Annotated in this window: 15 protein-coding genes; 6 read left to right on the forward strand and 9 right to left on the reverse strand. The window is 69.0% G+C overall.

Translation table 11 applies throughout. The features are described 5' to 3' along the window. Positions 1-10 precede the first annotated feature (10 nt). Together FHR72_RS23205 and FHR72_RS23210 are read right to left on the reverse strand one after the other, a co-directional pair. Positions 11-2,335 carry a putative bifunctional diguanylate cyclase/phosphodiesterase gene (locus tag FHR72_RS23205; protein WP_183472783.1) on the reverse strand — a complete coding sequence of 775 codons (2,325 nt, stop codon included), beginning with the start codon at positions 2,333-2,335 and terminating at the stop codon, positions 11-13. A 144-nt stretch (positions 2,336-2,479) separates the two neighbouring features. Continuing rightward, the gene (locus FHR72_RS23210) at positions 2,480-2,944 is read right to left on the reverse strand and encodes an SRPBCC family protein (RefSeq protein WP_183472786.1); all 465 of its coding nucleotides are present in this window, start codon (positions 2,942-2,944) and stop codon (positions 2,480-2,482) included. Positions 2,945-3,033: 89 nt separating this feature from the next. On the opposite strand from FHR72_RS23210, the gene FHR72_RS23215 reads away from it, so the two are divergent. The 3 genes from FHR72_RS23215 to FHR72_RS23225 are packed head-to-tail and all read left to right on the forward strand — an operon-like array spanning position 3,034 to position 5,892. Next, positions 3,034-3,819, forward strand: a complete 786-nt coding sequence (locus tag FHR72_RS23215) for an SDR family NAD(P)-dependent oxidoreductase (protein ID WP_183472789.1) — start codon at positions 3,034-3,036, stop codon at positions 3,817-3,819. Further along, on the forward strand, positions 3,816-4,658 hold the full coding sequence (locus FHR72_RS23220) for an SDR family oxidoreductase (protein ID WP_183472792.1): 843 nt from the start codon (positions 3,816-3,818) through the stop codon (positions 4,656-4,658). The genes FHR72_RS23215 and FHR72_RS23220 overlap by 4 nt, the downstream gene beginning before the upstream one ends. A gap of 10 nt (positions 4,659-4,668) precedes the next feature. After that, a complete protein-coding gene (locus FHR72_RS23225) occupies positions 4,669-5,892 on the forward strand; it encodes an AI-2E family transporter (RefSeq protein ID WP_183472795.1) in 1,224 nt (407 codons plus the stop codon). Here the strand turns inward: FHR72_RS23225 and FHR72_RS23230 are convergent. Both FHR72_RS23230 and FHR72_RS23235 read right to left on the reverse strand, forming a co-directional pair. After that, a complete protein-coding gene (locus tag FHR72_RS23230; RefSeq protein WP_183472798.1) occupies positions 5,873-6,670 on the reverse strand; it encodes a dienelactone hydrolase family protein in 798 nt (265 codons plus the stop codon). The genes FHR72_RS23225 and FHR72_RS23230 overlap by 20 nt on opposite strands. Positions 6,671-6,684: 14 nt before the next feature. Then, entirely contained in the window at positions 6,685-7,377 is a 693-nt protein-coding gene (locus tag FHR72_RS23235; RefSeq protein ID WP_183472801.1) for a DUF4245 domain-containing protein, read from the reverse strand. 54 nt (positions 7,378-7,431) lie between these two features. Here FHR72_RS23235 and glpX point away from each other — a divergent pair, with 54 nt between their 5' ends. From glpX to FHR72_RS23250, 3 genes are all read left to right on the forward strand, one after another. Then, positions 7,432-8,460, forward strand: a complete 1,029-nt coding sequence (gene glpX, locus FHR72_RS23240; RefSeq protein WP_183472805.1) for a class II fructose-bisphosphatase — start codon at positions 7,432-7,434, stop codon at positions 8,458-8,460. 36 nt (positions 8,461-8,496) lie between these two features. Further along, positions 8,497-9,930: a class II fumarate hydratase gene (locus FHR72_RS23245; RefSeq protein WP_183472808.1), complete on the forward strand. Its 1,434-nt coding sequence runs from the start codon at positions 8,497-8,499 to the stop codon at positions 9,928-9,930. Positions 9,931-10,032: 102 nt separating this feature from the next. Further along, positions 10,033-10,254, forward strand: a complete 222-nt coding sequence (locus tag FHR72_RS23250; RefSeq protein WP_183472811.1) for a hypothetical protein — start codon at positions 10,033-10,035, stop codon at positions 10,252-10,254. Between the two features lie 13 nt (positions 10,255-10,267). On the opposite strand, the gene FHR72_RS23255 is transcribed toward FHR72_RS23250, so the two are convergent. The 5 genes from FHR72_RS23255 to FHR72_RS23275 form a co-directional block, all read right to left on the reverse strand. After that, positions 10,268-10,936, reverse strand: coding sequence for a polysaccharide deacetylase family protein (locus FHR72_RS23255; RefSeq protein ID WP_183472951.1), 669 nt, complete (start codon positions 10,934-10,936; stop codon positions 10,268-10,270). Positions 10,937-11,010: 74 nt separating this feature from the next. Further along, positions 11,011-12,348, reverse strand: coding sequence for an RNA 5'-3' helicase PhoH2 (locus FHR72_RS23260; protein WP_183472814.1), 1,338 nt, complete (start codon positions 12,346-12,348; stop codon positions 11,011-11,013). A gap of 203 nt (positions 12,349-12,551) precedes the next feature. Continuing rightward, positions 12,552-13,379: an acyl-ACP desaturase gene (locus FHR72_RS23265; protein ID WP_183472817.1), complete on the reverse strand. Its 828-nt coding sequence runs from the start codon at positions 13,377-13,379 to the stop codon at positions 12,552-12,554. Positions 13,380-13,437: 58 nt separating this feature from the next. Next, positions 13,438-14,901 carry a glycine hydroxymethyltransferase gene (locus FHR72_RS23270; RefSeq protein ID WP_183472820.1) on the reverse strand — a complete coding sequence of 488 codons (1,464 nt, stop codon included), beginning with the start codon at positions 14,899-14,901 and terminating at the stop codon, positions 13,438-13,440. 91 nt (positions 14,902-14,992) lie between these two features. Further along, a complete protein-coding gene (locus FHR72_RS23275; RefSeq protein ID WP_183472823.1) occupies positions 14,993-16,189 on the reverse strand; it encodes a DUF885 domain-containing protein in 1,197 nt (398 codons plus the stop codon). Positions 16,190-16,204: the final 15 nt, after the last annotated feature.

Here is a 16,204-nt window from a genome sequence, read left to right on the forward strand (position 1 = left end):
AACGTGATTACTACGCCGGTCCGATCGACAGCCGCCCCAGATCGGGGACGTCGCCGGCATCGATCGGCTTGCCGAAGTAGAAGCCCTGGCCGATGTCGCAGCCGCTGTCGCGAAGCCAGTTCGCGGTCGTGACATCCTCGATCCCCTCGGCCACCACCGTCATCCCGAGCCCGTGCGTGAGCTCGATTATGGCGCGCACCACGACGGCCGCCCGCGGGTCGGAAGTGACCGACCCGATGAAGTTGCGGTCGAGTTTGATCTCGTCGATCAACAGGTCCCGCAGGTAGGACAGCGCCGAATAGCCGCTGCCGAAATCGTCGATGGCGACCCGTATCCCGTGTTCGCGCAGCTGCCCCAGCACGCCCGTCACCAGGTCGAGATCCTTGATCACGAGGTCCTCGGTGATCTCGACGGTCAGCACGTCGGCGGGCAGGCCGCGCCGCTGAAGAGCCTCCCGCAGCCTCGAGGGCAGCTGCGTGTCGCGCAGCGACGGGGCGAACAGGTTGAGGGCGACAGGCATGTGAGCTCCGCCGGCCACCCACCGCGCGGCGTCGTCGAGCACCTTCTCGACGACGAGGTCCGTCACCGGCCGGATCAGCTTGTGCTCCCGCACAAGCGACATGAACATTCCCGGGTGCAGCAGCCCCAGCTGGGGGTGCGGCCACCGCAGCAACGCCTCGACACCCACGACCTCACCGCTGCCGAGATCGACCTTCGGCTGGTAGGCCAGTTCCAGTTCGCCCTTGTCGACCGCGCGGCGCAACTCCCCGAGGAGGCGGACCTTCGCCGCTCCGGCAACGGCGACGCGGTCGGTGCTCACATCGCCGCCCTCGCCCGAATCCGGCTCCGCCTGCTCCATGTCCTCCTCGAAGAACCGCACGCGCGGAAAGTGCGATTGCTTGGCGGCCCGCACCGCCATGTCGGCACGGGCGAGCATCGTGTCCGGGGTGACATCGGGTTCGTCGGCGAACACCACTGCCACCCCGACGCTGCATCGGATGGTCACCTGCTGCCCGTCGACGTCGAAGGGGTCGTCGAACCCGTCGACCACGCGCTGCAGGACGCGCTGCGAATCGTGCACATCGCCCTCGAGCAGCAGGGCGAACTCGTCTCCCCCGACCCGACCGACGGTGTCACCGGGCCGCGCGCAGCAGGCGATGCGACGCCCGGCGTGGACCAGCAACCGATCGGCGACGGGATGGCCCAGGCTGTCGTTGACGAACTTGAAGTCGTCGAGGTCCAGGGACACCACCATCACCGGCCGGTCGTCGTGGGACCGCAGCATCATCGCGTGGGTCAGCCGGTCGTGGAACAGGGTCTTGTTCGACAGCCCCGTCAACGGATCCTTCAGGGAATGCTCGGCCGCCGCCTTGACCCACTGCCGGTTCTCCCACGCCGCCACGAACTGACGGAGACACACCGCGACGACGATGACGGGCGCCACATAGCGTTCGAGGCCCTGGGTGACCAGCGGCGGCCCCACGGTGCCGACGAGCAGCAGGGGCAGGTACGGCGCCCACAGCGCGGTGGCCGACGGCACCGCCACCGACGCGGCGCGCGGAGGCGGTGTGTGCCGGCTCCACAGTGCGGCGATGCCGATGGCGACGGTGGCGACCGCCCACCCGACGTCGATCAGGCTGCCCGTGACGTAGCTGTCCTCGGCCACCGCGTAGGCGAACGCGCTGTCGGTGATCGTCATGACGCCGAACGCGAAGACCAGCAGCGCGAGCACCACGCGCTGGCTGGTGTCGACGCGCGCCAGGACGGCGACCGACACCGCCAGGATCACGATGTCGGCGGCGGGATAGAACAGCGCCAGACCCAGCGCGAGTTTGTCGTCGCGGTAGGCCTCGTAGACGCTGTCCAGCGCGAGCAGCCAGGCCAGCAGGAACGAGCACAGCGCGACCGTGACCCCGTCGAGGGTGATGCGCAGCTTGGCCTGCCGTCGCGACCACACATCGAACGGTGCCATGCTGAGCAGTGCCGGGACGGCCAGCACGCTGAACGCGAGATAGAAGAGGTCGGCGGGCGACGGGAACGGCTCCACCTGGAACACGTAGTCGCACAACAGCCAGATGAGATCGGCGAACGCCCACGCCCCCACCGCAGCCGCCATGACCGCCCAGGCGGTCCGCATGCGCCCCACCGCCGACATTGCCGCCAGCGCCGCGCACACCGCGGCGTACGTCGAGAGCCCGAGAATGATCAGGTCGTCGATCACGGGCACCGTCGTGCTGCCGTCGTCGACGGCGAGCAGCACGGTCAGACCGATGCACAGCGCTACCGGCACCGCGATCGCCGGCCCGGCCAGAGGCCGAAAGCGGCCAAACCCCATGGCGCTCCTGCCTCGAGTCGGCAAACCCCTGCTGCGCGACGCTAACGCATATCGGTTCACGGCACGCCCGAATGCCCCACGCGTCGGCCGGGCCGGTCCGAGGTCACTCCGCTGCTTCTGCGAACCGCGGTAACACCGCAGCGCTCAGGCGCCTTCGGCCGTCGACTTGATCGCGGCGAGCGTGGCCGGGATACCGTCGCGCGCGGCGTCGCTGCGTTTGGCGATCTCGGCCTCGGCGGCATCGCCGAACCGTTCGCCGAAGCCTTCGATCCCCTTGGGCAGGAACTCCCAGGATTCGGTGAGCCTCGTGCCGTCGCCCTCGGGTTCGAGCGTGTAGCCCCAGTGCACCCAGCCGTTGTTGACCTCCCAGGCGAAGGCGCGTCCGGGGTCGGCGGCCACTACCTGGCTGCGCGTCTCCCACGTCCTTTCCGGGGTTTCGTTGCGGCCCGTGAACCAGGCGCCGACCTGCGGCCCGGCTCCCTCATCCCACCAGCAGGCCTTGCAGACCGGGCTCCATTCGCCGGTGCGGGTCACATCCGACACCAGCGCGTACAACTCGTCGGGCGGGACGGCGACGAAAATCGACTCGGATCGCTTCAGTTCGGTCACGCCGCCGAGTCTGCCATCCGATATTGCGCTTTCGGTGTGCGAGTGTGACCTTGGAACGCGTTCCACTTCCTCGTCGAAAGGCCAACGGGATGAGCAACGGTAACGGGCGGGCCGCCAGGGAGGCGATCGTCATCGGCGGCGCTTCTGGCATCGGGTGGGCCACCGCGCGGGCGTTGGCCGCCGAGGGGTGCCGGGTGACGATCGCCGACCTCAACGGCGACGGCGCCCGCGCGCGGGCCGCCGAACTGGGCGGCGAGCACGCCGCAGCGGTCGTCGACGTCACCGACGAGGACTCCGTGGCACGTCTCTTCAAGACCCACGGCCCCCTCGACGTCGCGGTGAACTGCGCGGGGTTCAGCAACGTCGGCCTGATCACCGACATGCCCGCCGACGACTTCCGCGCGGTCATCGACGTGTGCCTCAACGGCGCGTTCCTGGTCGCCAAGCATGCGGGCAGGCACTTGCGTGAGGGCGGTTCGCTGGTGCAGATCAGCTCGCTCAACGGCAGACAGCCCGCGGCCGGGATGAGCGCCTACTGCGCCGCCAAGGCGGGCCTGTCGATGCTGACCCAGGTCGCTGCGCTGGAGATGGGGCCGCGCGGCATCCGGGTGAACGCGGTCGCGCCGGGCTTCGTGCACACACCTCTGACCGCGGCCGCCGCGTCGGTGCCCGGCGTCGTCGAGGACTACGTCGAGAACACCGCGCTCGGTCGCGCCGGAACCCCCGAGGACATCGCCGAGGCCGTGGTGTACCTGTGTTCGCCGGGCTCGTCCTGGCTGACCGGCGAGGTGCTCGACATCAACGGCGGCGCACACCTGAAGCGCTATCCCGACATCATGGGCCACGTGCGGCGCCTCATGGAGCAGTCGTCGTGAGCGTCGGCGGTCGCCCACAGCCGCACAGGTACAGCGGAAAGCAGGCCATCGTCACCGGCGGCGGATCGGGGATCGGCGCCGCGCTGTGCCGGGCGCTCGACGACGCGGGCGCCGATGTGCTGTGCACCGACATCGACGCGGACGCCGCAGCGCGGGTGGTGTCCGGGCTGAGTGCCCGCGCCCGCTCGGCACGCCTCGACGTGACCGACGCCGCGGCGGTTCAGGGTGCGGTCGACGACGTGGTCGCGCGGTCCGGGCGGCTGGACCTGATGTTCAACAACGCCGGCATCGTATGGGGCGGCGAGACCGAGCTGCTCACCCTCGATCAGTGGAACGCCATCATCGACGTCAACATCCGCGGTGTCGTGCACGGTGTGGCGGCGGCGTATCCGTTGATGCTGCGGCAGGGCCACGGCCACATCGTGAACACCGCGTCGATGGCGGGCCTCGCCGCCGGCGGGCAGCTGACGAGTTACGTCGCGACCAAGCACGCGGTCGTCGGGCTGTCGATGGCGCTGCGCGCCGAAGCGGTCCCCCGCGGTGTCGGCGTGCTCGTGGTGTGCCCGGCCGCGGTGGAGACGCCCATCCTGGACAAGGGCGCGGTGGGCAGCTTCGGTGGTCGCGACTACTTCCTGCGCGCCCAGGGCGGCAAGGCCTACGATGCCGACCAGCTCGCCCGCGACGTCCTGCGCTCCATCGACCGAAACAAGGCCATCCTCGTCAAACCTCGTGTGGCGCATGCCCAATGGCTGCTGACCCGGCTCGCTCCGGTGACGCTGAACAGACTCTCGATGCGGTTCCTCGCCGCGCAGGCACCGAGCACCGCCGACACGGGATAGGGTGCGCCGCATGAGGGACGAGTTCACCGTCACCCAGAAGCGCGCCCTGGCCGTCCTGACGGTCGTGGCGCTGGGTTTCGGAGCGTACTTCCTGCGCGGTTACATCCTGTTGATCGCGGTGGCCGGTGTGCTGGCCTACCTCTTCCGCCCGCTCTACGACCGACTCCGGCGCTCGATGAACGTCGGACTGTCGGCGACGCTGACCCTGTTCGCGGCCATCGCCACCGTGGCGCTGCCGCTGACCGGTGTGGTGTTCCTGGCCGTGCTGCAGATCAGCCAGGCGGTGACCAGCATCGGCCACTGGGTCGACCAGACGGACTTCACGGCGCTGGCCCAGCGACTGCTGGACTCCGCCAACGGGATTCTCTCCCGCGTGCCGTTCATGAACATCACGCTGACCCCCGAATCGGTGCGGGACGCGGCAACATCCCTGGGCCAGAACGCCGGACAGGTCGCGCTCGGCTTCGCCCGCGACTCGGTGGGCGGTATCGCCGCCACGGTGACGGCACTGGTGATCTTCCTCTACGTGTTCCTGGCGCTGCTCACCAACGGCGACCGGGTGGTGGCCCTGTTCCGGGACCTGAACCCGTTGGGAGAGCAGGCTTCCGACATCTACCTCGCCAAGGTGGGGGCGATGGTGTCGGCGACGGTCAAGGGCCAGTTCATCATCGCCGTCTGCCAGGGCACCGCCGGCGCCGTCTCGATCTACCTCGCCGGATTTCACGACGGCTTCTTCATGTTCCTGATCTTCCTGACCGCGCTGTCGTTCATCCCGCTCGGCAGCGGCATCGTGACCATCCCCGTGGGGATCGTCATGGCGGTGTTCGGCAACGTGGCGGGCGGCATCTTCGTCGTGCTGTTCCACGTGGTCGTCGTGACGAGTATTGACAACCTGTTGCGGCCGTTCCTGGTTCCCAAGAGCGCACACCTGCATCCGGCGCTGATGCTGCTGGCGGTCTTCGCCGGCCTCAAGATGTTCGGCTTCTGGGGCATCGTGCTGGGCCCGGTCCTGATGATCGTCATCGTGACCACGGTCAGCGTGTACCTCGTGGTCTACAAGGGCGCGTCCCCGGAATCGCTGACCGGGACGGCCGCCGACCCCGACCCCGACGACGCCGAGGCCGAGGCCGAACGCCGCACACCGTGGTGGCGCCGGATCCTGCCCGGCACGCCGAAACCCCGGCCGCGGCCTACCGAACCCGCCCCGGATTCGGCTAAACCAGCCGCTCCCTGAGGAATTCGACGACGCGCTTGCGGGCCTCGTAGGCAGGATGGCCCTCGACCTCGCGGACCTCCAGGGTCAGCACCGAGTGCGCCATCTTGCCGAACTTGTGCTCGTTGCCCTTCTTCGAGTCGATCTCGATCACTTCGAAGGCGTCACCGAGGCGCTTCTTCAGCGTGGTGAACCGAGCGGCCGGCGACAGCGGATCCTCGCTGAACCGCAACCCGAGCGCGCACAGGCCCTCCTCGGCGACACGGCGCTCGATGACCTTCAGTTCACCGTCGGACAACCCGGGGTCGGCGCGGTGGCGGGCGGTCAGGCCGAGGGGCAACGACGGCTGGCTCAGCACCGGCGCGAGCACGCTGTCGTCGACGGCGGCCGCCAGCGCGAAGCCGCCGCTCCAGCACTCGCCGATCACCCCGACGCCCTTGCCCGGAGTCCATTCGTTGAGATCGCGGGCCAGCGCACGCAGGTAGTGCGCGATGGGGCGGTCCGCATTGGTCGCGAACGCCGCGAATTCCTTTGCCACACAGCCACGCACCATCACCGCCACCGCGCCGGGGCGGATGCCCGGCGCTTCGGGGGTGCCGTACAGCGACGGCGCGGCCACCGTGAAACCGTTGTCCACCAGGTGATTGCCGAGCGCGAGCACGCCTGGGTGCAGGCCGGGCATCTCCGGGATGAGCACGACGCCGGGGCCCTCGCCCTTGCGGTAGACGTCGTAGGTGAACCCGGCGGCGCTGAACGGCGCCGAGGTCCACCCGCTCAGGTCTGCTTCTGGTCCGCTCATGGCGTCTCCCGGGGTTAGGTGACCGTCAGCGGCGGCTGGGATTGCGTCGCCGCGGCCAGCGTACGGTACTCGTCCGTACCCGCGGCACCGGAAACCGCAAGTTGCGCCGGCCCCGTGGGCCCGTCCACCTCGGTCGTCCACACCGGTTCGTTCGGCTTGCCGTCGCTCTCCCCGCCCTCGTAGACGACCCAGCGGACTCCGTCGACCTCCTGCGTGCCGGTCGGCACCAGGTCCGGGCTGAACGATGCGATGAGCTTGTCCTCATCGGCGTTGCTCTGCGTGATGCCCAGGTACATGCCGCTCGGAGTCAGGTACCCGACGACGGTGCCGACGGCACGCACGGCCTGTCCCGTGACCGGGTCGGTGCGCCCGCCTTCGATGCCTTTGCGGCTGCCCGAATTGGCCTGCCAACCCTCGGGCAGCTGCGGCACCCGCACCGGGAACCGTAGGGCGTTCGCGTCGGCCTGCAGGGCCGCGGGTGCGTCGTACTCGGGTGCCGGTCCGCGGCCCGGACCCGTGGGGGCGAACGAGCACATCCCGAGCAGTCCGGCGAGCACCACGCAGACCACCACCAGCGGCGCCATCGACCAGAACATGTCGCGTCCGTCCTGGAGCAGGCGCGACTTGGCAGGCTTGGGGCCCGGCACCGCATAGCCCACGTCGGGGTCACCGGTGACCTCGTGGCCCGGCTCGGGCGGCGTAGTCATGCCACCCAGTATCCCAGCTCCCATTTCCGATTCCGCTAATGGGAGAATCTGGCCATGAGCGCCCCGCGACGTGAAGCACCGGACCGAAATCTCGCCCTTGAACTGGTGCGGGTCACCGAGGCCGGAGCGATGGCCGCGGGCCGCTGGGTCGGCCGCGGGGACAAAGAGGGCGGCGACGGAGCCGCTGTCGACGCGATGCGCGAACTGGTCAACTCCGTGTCCATGCGCGGCGTCGTGGTCATCGGCGAGGGCGAGAAGGACAACGCGCCGATGCTCTACAACGGCGAAGAGGTCGGCAACGGCGACGGACCCGAATGCGATTTCGCCGTCGACCCCGTCGACGGCACCACGCTGATGAGCAAGGGCATGCCCAACGCGATCTCGGTGCTCGCGGTCGCCGAACGCGGCGCCATGTTCGACCCGTCGGCGGTGTTCTACATGCACAAGATCGCCGTCGGTCCCGACGCCGCCGATGTCATCGACATCAGCGCGCCGATCGCTGAGAACATCAAACGCGTCGCGAAGGTCAAGAACTCCAGCGTGCGCGACCTGACGGTCTGCATCCTCGACCGTCCCCGCCACCAGCAGCTGATGGCCGACGTCCGCGAGGCAGGCGCCCGCATCCGGCTGATCTCCGACGGCGACGTCGCCGGCGCCATCGCAGCCTGCCGCCCGGGGTCGGGCACCGACATGCTCGTCGGCATCGGCGGCACCCCCGAAGGCATCATCGCCGCCGCGGCGATCCGCTGCATGGGCGGCGCGATCCAGGCCAAGCTCGCCCCCACCGACGACGACGAACGCCAGAAGGCCATCGAGCGCGGTTACGACCTCGATCAGGTCCTGAGCACCGAAGACCTCGTCTCCGGCGAGAACGTCTTCTTCTGCGCCACGGGCGTCACCGACGGCGACCTGCTCAAGGGCGTGCAGTACTACGGCGGCGGCTGCACCACCCAGTCGATCGTCATGCGCTCGAAGTCCGGCACGGTCCGCATGGTCGAGGCCTATCACCGTCTCTCGAAGCTCAACGAGTACTCCGCCGTCGACTTCACCGGCGACAAGAGTGCCGCCTACCCCTTGCCGTAATCACCCCACTCACACCAGAACACGAACAGGGAGCCAATGACTGCCGACAACGCCGTCGACAAGAATGCCGGTGACGACACCGAATACCGCATCGAGCACGACACCATGGGCGAGGTCAGGGTGCCCAAGAACGCGCTCTGGCGCGCTCAGACCCAGCGTGCGGTGGAGAACTTCCCGATCTCGTTCCGCCCGCTGGAGCGCACCCAGATCCGCGCGCTGGGCCTCCTCAAGGGCGCCTGCGCCCAGGTCAACAAGGACCTCGGCCTGCTCGCGGCGGAGAAGGCCGATGCGATCATCGCCGCGGCCGCCGAGATCGCCGACGGCCGCCACGACGACCAGTTCCCGATCGACGTGTTCCAGACCGGCTCGGGCACCAGCTCGAACATGAACACCAACGAGGTCATCGCCTCGATTGCCGCGGCCAACGGTGTCACGGTGCACCCGAACGACGACGTCAACATGTCGCAGAGCTCCAACGACACCTTCCCCACGGCCACTCACATCGCCGCGACCGAAGCCGCCGTGCGCCACCTGATCCCGGCGCTCGAGGTGCTTCACGAGTCGCTGGACGCCAAGGCCCGCCAGTGGCGCACGACGGTGAAGTCCGGCCGCACCCACCTGATGGACGCCGTCCCGGTGACGCTGGGCCAGGAGTTCGGCGGGTACGCGCGCCAGATCCAGGCCGGCATCGAAAGGGTCAAGGCGACGCTGCCCCGCCTGGGCGAGCTCGCCATCGGCGGCACCGCCGTCGGCACCGGCCTCAACGCCCCGGACGGGTTCGGCGCGAAGGTGGTCGACGTCCTGGTCGACCAGACGGGGATCGCCGAACTGCGCACGGCCGTGGACTCTTTCGAGGCCCAGGCCGCCCGCGACGGCCTCGTCGAGGCGTCCGGTGCGCTCAAGACCATCGCCGCCTCGCTGACCAAGATCGCCAACGACATCCGCTGGATGGGCTCCGGCCCGCTCACCGGCCTCGGCGAGCTGCAGCTACCCGACCTGCAGCCGGGCAGCTCGATCATGCCGGGCAAGGTCAACCCCGTCATCCCCGAGGCCGTGACGCAGGTCGCCGCGCAGGTGATCGGCAACGACGCCGCCGTCACCGTGGGTGGTCTGTCGGGTGCCTTCGAGCTCAACGTCTACATCCCGATGATGGCCCGCAACGTGCTGGAATCGTTCACGCTGCTGGCCAACGTGTCCAAGCTGTTCGCCACCAAGTGCATCGACGGCCTGGTGGCCAACGAGGACCGCCTGCGGGAGCTCGCCGAGTCCTCCCCGTCGATCGTGACGCCGTTGAACTCGGCGATCGGCTACGAAGAGGCCGCCAAGGTCGCCAAGCAGGCCCTCAAGGAGAAGAAGACGATCCGGCAGACGGTCGTCGACCGCGGCCTGATCGGCGACAAGCTCTCCGAGGAGGAGCTCGACAAGCGCCTCGACGTGCTGGCGATGGCGAAGGTGAAAGACGGGAGCTAGCACTCGGATTCGTTCCTGGAGATCTGTCGAAAACCCGGCGGATCGTCGGCGACGGGCACAAGATGGTGGCGTCCCACCCCCAGGTATGAATCAGGAGTTGCGGTGACCGCCACCCTCGACGCCACGACCACGTCCCCGTCCGCCGCGCTGGTCACCACGGCCACCAGCCAGCCGGCGCTGCGCACGGGTTTCGTCATGCTCGGACTGGCATCGCTGGTCGACCTGTCGAAGGCCAGACACGGCTGGGGAGCCGACCGCATGCTGGCGGTGTCCGGGGCGGCGGCCGCGGGATGGTTCCTCGTCGAGGGTCGTCGCCGCCAGTAACAGGTCGCGCCTGTCACGCGCGGTCGCGGGTCCCGTACAGGCTCCCGGGTGCGCGCGGTCCGAGCAGCTGCGACGCCGTCACCAGGTGGTAGCCGTCCGCTCTGAGCGCGGGCACCAGGTGGGTCATCGCCTCCACGGTCGACCACACGGTGTCGTGGAGCAGCACCACCGCATTCGGGCGGATCTGGGCCCTCAGCGCGTCGCGGACGATCGCGGGGTCGCTGATCTCCCAGTCCCGCGGGTTGATGTCCCAGTTGACGGCGCCCAGCCCCTGACGTTCGGCCTCCGCGAGCACGGAGTCGTCGATCGCCCCGAAGCCGGTGCGCGTCAAGGCCGGCCGTTGTCCCGTCGCGGCCTCGATGGCCTCCGTGGCGCGGCTGAATTCGGACGCGACGTCGGCCCGCGTGAGCGTGGTCATGTCGCGGTGCGCCCAGGTGTGGTTGCCGATCTCCATGCCCGCGCCGGCGATCCGGCGGGCCGCGGCGGGGTCGGCGGCGACCCGCTCCCCGATCAAGAAGAACGTGGCCCTCGCATCATTGGCGCGCAGTATGTCGAGCAGCCGGTCGGTGTGGGCGCCCGGCCCGTCGTCGAACGTCAGCGCCACGCACCTGACCCGCGCGCAGTCGACCGTGTCGGCGGCGGCGGGCGTCACTGAAGCGACCAGACCGAGGACGAGCCCCATCACCACGGCCCACAACCTGCGATTTCGGTGTACTTGGTCAACGTGGCGTTGACCAAGTACACCGAAATCCCGCGTCACGGCAGGGCGCCGGGGCTGAATTCCTCCAGCATCTCGGTGACCAGCGCCGCGATCGGCGAACGCTCGCTGCGCAGCAGCGTGATGTGAGCGAACAGCGGGTGACCCTTGAGCTTCTCGATGACCGCGGCGACACCGTCGTGGCGGCCCACGCGCAGGTTGTCCCGTTGCGCCACATCGTGAGTCAGCACCACCCGCGACCCCGCACCGAGCCGTGAGAGCACGGTCAGCAGCACGTTGCGCTCCAGCGACTGGGCCTCGTCGACGATCACGAACGAATCGTGCAGCGAACGGCCACGGATGTGGGTCAGCGGCAGCACCTCGAGCATGCCGCGCGAGAGCACCTCCTCCAGGACGGCCGGGCTGGCCAGGCCTTCGAGGGTGTCGAAGACCGCCTGGGCCCACGGACCCATCTTCTCGCTCTCGCTGCCGGGCAGGTAGCCGAGATCCTGGCCACCGACGGCGTAGAGCGGACGGAAGACCACGACCTTGCGCTGCGTGCGACGCTCCAGCACGGCCTCCAGGCCGGCGCACAGGGCGAGCGCCGACTTGCCGGTGCCGGCTTTGCCGCCCAGCGAGACGATGCCGACCGATTCGTCGAGCAGCAGATCGAGGGCGACGCGTTGTTCGGCTGACCTTCCCCGGAGGCCGAACACTTCGCGGTCCCCACGGACCAGCTGCACCTTCTTGTCGGCATTGACCCGGCCGAGCGCGTGAGAGTTGCTGCCCAGCAAGCGAATTCCGGTGTGGCACGGTAAGTCGCGGGCCGCCTCGAGATCGATCTCCCCGTCGGCGAACAGGGCGTCGACATCCTGGCTGGGCACCTCGACCTCGGCCATCCCGGTCCAGCCGGAGGTGACGACGTCCTGGGCGTGGTACTCGTCGGCGAGCAGGCCGACCGCGCCCGCCTTGACGCGCAGCGGGATGTCCTTGCTGACCAGCGTGACGTGTTTGCCCTCGGCGGCGAGGTTGGCCGCGACGGTGAGGATGCGGGCGTCGTTGCTGTCGTTGCGGAAGCCCGCCGGCAGCACCGTCGGGTCGCTGTGGTTCAGCTCGACATGCAGCGTTCCGCCTTCTGTCCCAACGGGTATCGGCTGATCGAGCCGTCCGTGTTCCAGCCGCAGATCGTCGAACATGCGCAAGGCCTGCCGGGCGAACCACCCCAGCTCGTGGTGGTGGCGTTTGGCCTCCAGTTCGCTGATGACCACCAGCGGAACCACCACGTCGTGCTCGGCGAACCGCGTGATTGCCCAGGGATCGGACAACAACACGGACGTGTCGAGAACGTAGGTCCTCAGGCCGGATTGCCGGCTGGGCCGGCCCTGCGAATCAGTCACGTAGCACTCCTCGAGGCTGCGCGAGTTCCTGCGACCCCACACGAACTTCTCGGTGGACACACAAGCGATCTCAGGACCGGGGCCGGTCCTTTCGAATCGGGACCGCCCGGACAGCGAAGCATGTCGCTAGCCATCGAAAATGACGCTACTCCCGCCGCGGCGATCGCGCCGTGGAGGCGCGCCGAGTCCGGGAGTCGCGTGCGTTACGAGCTGATGAACTGCGCGAGGCGTGGCTCGTCGACCAGGCCCCACGCGGTGATGCGATCGGCGATCACGGTGCGGAGAAGGTCGCGGTCGAAGATGCCGGCGTCGGCCATCGCGGCCACCTTGTCCTGGTAGGCGTCGATGTCGCCGCCGATGACGTCGAGGCCCTCGGCGCGCCGCGCGATGGCCTCGACCGTCTCGTCGCGGGAATAGCCCAGACAGTGGCTGATGAGGTTGGCGAAGAACTCCTCGTGGCGCTCCTCGTCCCTGGCGATCCGGCCGACCAGTGCCTTGAGGACCGGTTCGGCGATCTGCGCTTCGAGGTTGCGGCAGAACACGGCGTGGGCACGCTCCCACAGGGCCATGAAGGCCAGCGTCTCGATCTGGCTGTACGTGTCGGCGCGGTAGCCCTTCATCACGTGTTCGACGCGGACGTCCTCATTGGCGGACGGGTCGATCTCACGGGTGACCACCAGGTAGTTGCGCAGCGCGACGGCGTGCAGGTGCTCCTCGGCGGTCCAGCGCCCCATCCAGCGGCCCCACTTGTCCTCGAGCAGGAAGTGCTCGACGAGCTCGCGGTGGTACCCGGCGAGGTTGTCCTTGGTGATCAGCAGGATCTCCAGGGCGTCGGTGACGGTCTTGGGCAACGTCACGTCCGACGGTTCCCAGTCCCGGCCACCCAGGAACGCGAAGTTCTCGCCCTGGTCGAACGGGACGTAATCGTGGGCGTACCAGATGTCCTCGCTGTCGATATGACGTCGAAGCTCCTGCAGCACCACGGGCTCGAGTTCGAGTGTCAGCGCATTAGCGACAGGTTTCTGTGCCATGCGGTTACAGTAACCCAATTCTGTGGGAATCGTAAAATTCCCACGCCGACACTCCGGGCTAGAGCGTCAGGCCCGGGTACAGCGGATTGGCGTCCAGAAGCTCGGCCGCGGCGGCCCGCACGCGCTCCGCCGTGCCGTCGGCGAGGGTGTACTTCGCCTTCGACGGGCCGTTCGGTCCCGCGGCGGGCTGCGTGTTGCTGAGCACCTCGACGACCAGCTCGGCGACCCGGTCGAATTCGTCGGCGCCGAACCCGCGCGTCGTGAGCGCCGGTGAGCCGAACCGGATGCCGCTGGTGTACCAGGCGCCGTTCGGGTCGGCCGGAATCGCATTGCGGTTGGTGACGATGCCGGAGTCCAGCAGCGCCGACTCGGCCTGCCTGCCGGTGAGGCCGAACGAGGTGACGTCCAGCAGGACCAGGTGGTTGTCGGTGCCGCCGGTGACGAGCGCTCCATCGCGCTTGACGAACCCGTCGGCCAGCGACTGGGCGTTGTCGGCGACGGCCTGGGCATAGGTGCGGAACTCGGGCTGACGGGCCTCGGCCAGCGCGACGGCCTTGGCGGCCATCACATGCGAGAGCGGTCCGCCCAGCACCATCGGGCAGCCCTTGTCGACGGCGGGCGCGAACTCCTCGGTCGCGAGCACCAGGCCGCCGCGCGGGCCGCGCAGCGACTTGTGCGTCGTCGTCGTGACCACGTGGGCGTGGGGCACCGGGTCCTCGTCGCCGGTGAACACCTTGCCCGCGACCAGCCCGGCGAAGTGCGCCATGTCGACCATCAGCGTCGCGCCGACCTCATCGGCGATCTCGCGCATCTTGGCGAAGTTGACCCGCCGCGGGTAGGCCGAATAGCCGGCGACCAGCACCAGCGGCTTGAACTCGCGGGCGGCGGAGGCGACGGCGTCGTAGTCGAGGAACCCGGTCACCGGGTCGGTGCCGTACTGGCGCTGGTGGAACATCTTGCCCGAGATGTTGGGCCGGAAGCCGTGCGTCAGGTGCCCGCCGGTGTCCAGCGACATGCCCAGCAGCCGCTGGTTGCCCATCTTGGCGCGCAGGGTCTCCCAGTCGGCCTCGGAGAGGTCGTTGACGTGCTTGGCGCCGAGCTCGGCCAGGCCCGGCGCCTCGACCCGGGTGGCCAGGATCGCCCAGTAGGCGACCAGGTTGGCGTCGATCCCGGAGTGCGGTTGGGCGTAGGCGTACGGGGCGCCGAAGAGCTCGCGGGCGTGCTCGGCGGCCAGCGCCTCGACGGTGTCGACGTTCTGGCACGCGGCATAGAAGCGGTGCCCGACGGTGCCCTCGGCGTACTTGTCCGAGAACCAGGTGCCCATCGTCAGCAGCACAGCCGGCGAGGCGTAGTTCTCGCTGGCGATCAGCTTCAGCGAACTGCGTTGATCGGCAAGCTCTTTGCGGGTCGCGTCGGCGATGCGCGGCTCGACGGACTCGATCACCCGCAGTGCGGCCTGATAGGCCTCGCTCGAGGTGGCTGCGTAGTCGGCACCCTGGCCTGAGGCAGACGTGGAAGTCATGCCCAGAAGCCTATCGGGCCTGCTGTTCGCCCACTTCTGCACCATGGCCGTAGCGGGCGCCCGGGCACGACCCTGACGCAGAAGTCGATCGTCAGGCGGCGCGCAGCGACGACGGGATCAGGGGTTCATCGAGCAGCGTGCCGAAGCGCTCGGTCAGGGTGACGGTGTCGGGCCGGGCGTCGAGCCACCCGCGCAGCAGCCGGTAGCCCTCCACATAAGTACTCGTGTAGGCCCGCCACAGCGGTGAGGACAGGAACCGCAGCATCTGGCGCGCCCGCTCGTCGTTGACCAGCAGCCACCGCTTCAGGAAGTCGACGACGTCGTCGACGTCGCGGTGCTCGTCGTGCAGCATCAGCGCGGCGTCCTGACGGACGTCGGCGAGCGCGGCCGTCGCCTCCGAGATGGTCGCGGCCCGTTCCCCGTCGAATCGCAGGCCGAGGTCGGCGTAGATCTCGCCGGCCCAGCTTCCCCACTGCGGTCCGACCGCTGCGTAGAGCGCCAGGTCCGCCAGCCCCTCGGCCATCAGGCACTGCGGGGTGTTGACGAGGAAGATCGTCTGCTCGGCCTGACCTTTGCCCTCGACCAGGCCGGCCTCCTTGCGGCAGTGCTCGGTGTGGTGCCCGGGATAGGACTCGTGGGCCACGAGCCGCGGCAGGTTCGACATCTGCTGCTTGAGGTCGGCGTTGACCGCCACGGTCGACTGGTAGTCGCCGCGGTAGTAGTTGAAGCCCGACCACGGCTTGTCGGTGACCACCTCGTAGGTGATGGTCTCGCGGGCCGGCAGCGGGAAGGTGGCGCGCACGCGATCGCGCAGCGCGCTGGAGAACGCGTGGATGGCCTCCTTCAGGCGGGCGGGCGGGATCTCCTCCGACGCGCGGTGGGCCTGGATGCGCTCGGCCAGGGAGCCGGAACCGCCGAGAGCTTCGTCGAGCTGGACATGCGCCTCGCGGTACCGCTCCGGGTCGCCCTTGCTGATACGGACGTCGAAGTAGGCCAAGACCTCGTCGACGAAACCCACCTCCTCGCCGGCGAACTTGCGGCCTGCGCAGGCCAGCGCGCGCAGGTGCGAGCCCACGAACGCCGCGCGGGCCTCGTCGAGTCCGGCCGGCAGTTCGGTCAGCAGCCGCTCGGCCTGGCGCGCCAGATCGGCGGGGTCGGGTTGCGGTTCGGACTGCACGGCTTGGCGCAGCGCGGGGTCGCCGGTGAAGGAGTCGACGTAGCCTTCCTCGACCCTGTCGAAGCGCAGACCGAGCATCAGGTATTCACGGATCAGGGTGCCGGGCTCCATATGTACAAAGCTAAC

The sequence above is a fragment of the Mycolicibacterium iranicum genome (assembly GCF_014190915.1).
Classification (GTDB): domain Bacteria; phylum Actinomycetota; class Actinomycetes; order Mycobacteriales; family Mycobacteriaceae; genus Mycobacterium; species Mycobacterium iranicum_B.

Coding starts and splice junctions, on each gene's coding strand:
- FHR72_RS23235 (WP_183472801.1), bottom strand. CDS start 7,377: ATGACTACGCCGCCCGAGCCGGGCCACGAGGTCACCGGTGACCCCGAC.
- FHR72_RS23270 (WP_183472820.1), bottom strand. CDS start 14,901: ATGACTTCCACGTCTGCCTCAGGCCAGGGTGCCGACTACGCAGCCACC.
- FHR72_RS23255 (WP_183472951.1), bottom strand. CDS start 10,936: ATGGGGCTCGTCCTCGGTCTGGTCGCTTCAGTGACGCCCGCCGCCGCC.
- FHR72_RS23225 (WP_183472795.1), top strand. CDS start 4,669: ATGAGGGACGAGTTCACCGTCACCCAGAAGCGCGCCCTGGCCGTCCTG.
- FHR72_RS23205 (WP_183472783.1), bottom strand. CDS start 2,335: ATGGGGTTTGGCCGCTTTCGGCCTCTGGCCGGGCCGGCGATCGCGGTG.
- glpX (WP_183472805.1), top strand. CDS start 7,432: ATGAGCGCCCCGCGACGTGAAGCACCGGACCGAAATCTCGCCCTTGAA.
- FHR72_RS23275 (WP_183472823.1), bottom strand. CDS start 16,189: ATGGAGCCCGGCACCCTGATCCGTGAATACCTGATGCTCGGTCTGCGC.
- FHR72_RS23215 (WP_183472789.1), top strand. CDS start 3,034: ATGAGCAACGGTAACGGGCGGGCCGCCAGGGAGGCGATCGTCATCGGC.
- FHR72_RS23265 (WP_183472817.1), bottom strand. CDS start 13,379: ATGGCACAGAAACCTGTCGCTAATGCGCTGACACTCGAACTCGAGCCC.
- FHR72_RS23230 (WP_183472798.1), bottom strand. CDS start 6,670: ATGAGCGGACCAGAAGCAGACCTGAGCGGGTGGACCTCGGCGCCGTTC.
- FHR72_RS23245 (WP_183472808.1), top strand. CDS start 8,497: ATGACTGCCGACAACGCCGTCGACAAGAATGCCGGTGACGACACCGAA.